Source organism: Stenotrophomonas sp. GD03777, assembly GCF_029842485.1.
GTDB lineage: Bacteria > Pseudomonadota > Gammaproteobacteria > Xanthomonadales > Xanthomonadaceae > Stenotrophomonas > Stenotrophomonas sepilia.
This window is the reverse complement of sequence record NZ_JAOCGL010000204.1, coordinates 1-2,961: the sequence shown is the minus strand read 5'-3', so window position 1 is coordinate 2,961 and position 2,961 is coordinate 1. Positions and strand designations below refer to the sequence as shown.

Here is a 2,961-nt window from a genome sequence, read left to right as displayed (position 1 = left end):
TTTATCAGGCTAAGCCCGCGTCCCGACGCGGGTTTTTTTCATGTTACCCTTCGGGCCATCAGCGGCCCGATTCCATTGGAGACATCCCATGGCGCTGGAGCGCACCCTTTCGATCATCAAGCCGGACGCCGTTGCCAAGAACGTCATCGGCGAAATCTACGCCCGCTTCGAGAAGGCCGGCCTGAAGGTCGTGGCCGCCAAGTACAAGCAGCTGTCCCGTCGTGAAGCCGAAGGCTTCTACGCCGTGCACCGCGAGCGTCCGTTCTTCAACGCGCTGGTCGAGTTCATGATCTCCGGCCCGGTGATGATCCAGGCCCTGGAAGGCGAGAACGCCGTTCTGGCCCACCGCGACCTGCTGGGCGCCACCAACCCGAAGGAAGCCGCGCCGGGCACCATCCGCGCCGACTTCGCCGAATCCATCGATGCCAACGCCGCCCACGGCTCGGACTCGGTCGAGAATGCCGCGATTGAGATCGCCTACTTCTTCGCCGCCACCGAAGTCGTCTCGCGCTGAGAGTAATGCCGTGAACGAGGTCGTACAGTCCCCCGCCATCCAGCCGCTGCCGAAGTCGGCACCCACGGCTGGCAAGCAGAACCTGCTCGACCTTGATCGCGCGGGCCTGGAGAAGTTTTTCGTCGAGGTTCTCGGCGAAAAGAAGTTCCGTGCCCATCAGGTGATGAAGTGGATCCACCATCGCTACGTCACCGATTTCGATGAAATGACCGACCTCGGCAAGGTCCTGCGCGCCAAGCTGCAGGCCCATGCCGAGGTGCTGGTTCCCAACATCGTGTTCGACAAGCCCTCCGCCGACGGTACCCACAAGTGGCTGCTGGCGATGGGCGTGGATGGCAAGAACGCCATCGAGACCGTGTACATCCCGGACAAGACCCGCGGCACGCTGTGCGTGTCCTCGCAGGTCGGTTGCGGCCTGAACTGCACGTTCTGCTCCACCGCTACCCAGGGCTTCAACCGCAACCTGACCACCGCCGAGATCATCGGCCAGGTGTGGGTTGCCGCACGCCACCTGGGCAACGTGCCGCACCAGATGCGCCGCCTCACCAACGTGGTGATGATGGGCATGGGCGAGCCGCTGATGAATTTCGACAACGTCGTGCGCGCCATGAGCGTGATGCGCGACGACCTGGGCTACGGCCTGGCCAACAAGCGCGTGACCCTGTCGACCTCTGGCCTGGTGCCGCAGATCGACCGCCTGTCTGCCGAAAGCGACGTGTCGCTGGCGGTGTCGCTGCATGCGCCGAACGACGCGCTGCGCGAGACGCTGGTGCCGCTCAACAAGAAGTACCCGATCGCCGAGCTGATGGCCTCGTGCGCACGCTACCTGCGCGCCAACAAGCGCCGCGAGTCGGTCACCTTTGAATACACCCTGATGAAGGGCATCAACGACAAGCCCGAGCATGCCCGCGAGCTGGCCCGCCTGATGCGCCAGTTCGACAACGCGGTGCAGGCCAAGGATTCGGGCAAGGTCAACCTGATCCCGTTCAACCCGTTCCCGGGCACCCGCTACGAGCGTTCGGAAGAAGCGCACATCCGTGCCTTCCAGAAGATCCTGCTCGACAGCAACGTGCTGACCATGGTCCGCCGCACCCGTGGCGACGACATCGACGCCGCCTGTGGCCAGCTCAAGGGCCAGGTGATGGACCGCACCCGCCGCCAGGCGGAGTTCAACAAGACGCTGCAGGCGGGGAAGGGGAGCGATGCCGCGGCCTGACCGCCTCTGGCTGGTTCTGTTCGCAGGCGGGCTGGCCGTTGCGGTCGGCGGCTGCAAATCCCATCCCAAGGCCAAGCTTGGGCCGAGCCAGGCGCCGGTCTATTCGGTGGCTGACCCGGAAAGCGTGCGGCGCGAAGTGCGCTGGCGCGACCTGTTGACCCTGGCGACCCGTGACATGCAGGTCGGCAATCTCGACGCCGCCGAGCGCAAGGTGCGCGAAGCGCTGAAGCTGGCGCCCGAGGCGCCCGATGCGCTGGTGCTGCAGGCCGGCATCGATGACCGTCGTGGCCGCACCCGCCAGGCGGGCGAGAATTTCCGCAAGGCCGCCGAGCTGGCGCCGCAGCGCGGGGACGTGCTCAACAACTACGGTGCCTGGTTGTGCCAGCAGGGCCAGTCGGCCGAATCGCTGGTCTGGTTCGACCGGGCGCTGCAGGCGCCGGGCTATGCCACCCCGGGCGAAGCGCAGGCCAATGCCGGCAGCTGCGCACTGGACGCTGGGCAGCTCGAACGTGCCGAGCGCGACCTGCGCGCGGCACTCGTCGCGGCGCCGGCCAACCCGGTTGCGCTGGAGTCGATGGCCCAGCTGAGCTTCCGCCAGGGCCGCTACATGGAGGCCCGGGCGTTCGCCGAACGTAGGATTGCGGCTGCACCCGCAACGCGTTCCGTGTTACAACTTGCGTCTCAAATCGAAGTGAAGCTGGGCGATCGGGCGGCATCTGATCGTTATCTGCAGCGGATTCGACAGGAATTTCCGCAGGAAGCGGGCTCCTAACTCCAGGGTTGATGCATTGTGATTGATGACCAGACTGTGAGCGCTCTCGAGACTGCGGCCGGCTGCGGCACCCGCCTGCGCCAGGCCCGTGAAGCGGCCGGACTGACCCTCGAAGATGTCGGCTCGCGCCTGCGCATGCCGGTCCAGGTGGTCAAGTCGCTGGAAGAGGAACAATGGCAGAAGCTGGGGGCGCCGGTGTTCGTGCGCGGCCAGCTGCGCAGCTATGCACGCCTGCTCGACGTGGACGTGGGCGAGCTGCTGGAACAGGCCCAGGTCGGCCCGGTGGTTCCGCCCACCCTGGTCAGCCATACCCATACCCCCCGTGCGCGCCGCATTGCCGAGAATCTCGGTCGGCGCGTGCTGTATGTCGGCATCACCGCCGTGCTGGCGGTGCCGGTGTGGTTCGCCACCCGTGGCCACTTCGACGGCAGCGCGACCCCGTCGCCGAGCACCGCCTCG

At 66.2% G+C, this 2,961-nt stretch carries 4 protein-coding genes; all 4 read left to right on the top strand.

The window, feature by feature from the left end; translation table 11 throughout:
- Positions 1-88: 88 nt before the first annotated feature.
- Complete coding sequence (gene ndk / locus N5E02_RS20710; RefSeq protein WP_005409295.1) at positions 89-514, top strand: nucleoside-diphosphate kinase; 426 nt, start codon at positions 89-91, stop codon at positions 512-514.
- A 10-nt stretch (positions 515-524) separates the two neighbouring features.
- On the top strand, positions 525-1,730 hold the full coding sequence (rlmN, locus tag N5E02_RS20705) for a 23S rRNA (adenine(2503)-C(2))-methyltransferase RlmN (RefSeq protein ID WP_005409296.1): 1,206 nt from the start codon (positions 525-527) through the stop codon (positions 1,728-1,730).
- Positions 1,717-2,502 carry a type IV pilus biogenesis/stability protein PilW gene (gene pilW, locus N5E02_RS20700; RefSeq protein WP_164093658.1) on the top strand — a complete coding sequence of 262 codons (786 nt, stop codon included), beginning with the start codon at positions 1,717-1,719 and terminating at the stop codon, positions 2,500-2,502. The genes rlmN and pilW overlap by 14 nt, the downstream gene beginning before the upstream one ends.
- Positions 2,503-2,520: 18 nt before the next feature.
- Positions 2,521-2,961, top strand: a 441-nt coding sequence (locus N5E02_RS20695) for a helix-turn-helix domain-containing protein (protein ID WP_279946715.1), incomplete at its 3' end; no start/stop codon positions are given.

Excerpts from the sequence above, each read along its gene's own strand:
- ndk (WP_005409295.1), top strand. The coding sequence starts at position 89 with ATGGCGCTGGAGCGCACCCTTTCGATCATCAAGCCGGACGCCGTTGCC.
- pilW (WP_164093658.1), top strand. The coding sequence starts at position 1,717 with ATGCCGCGGCCTGACCGCCTCTGGCTGGTTCTGTTCGCAGGCGGGCTG.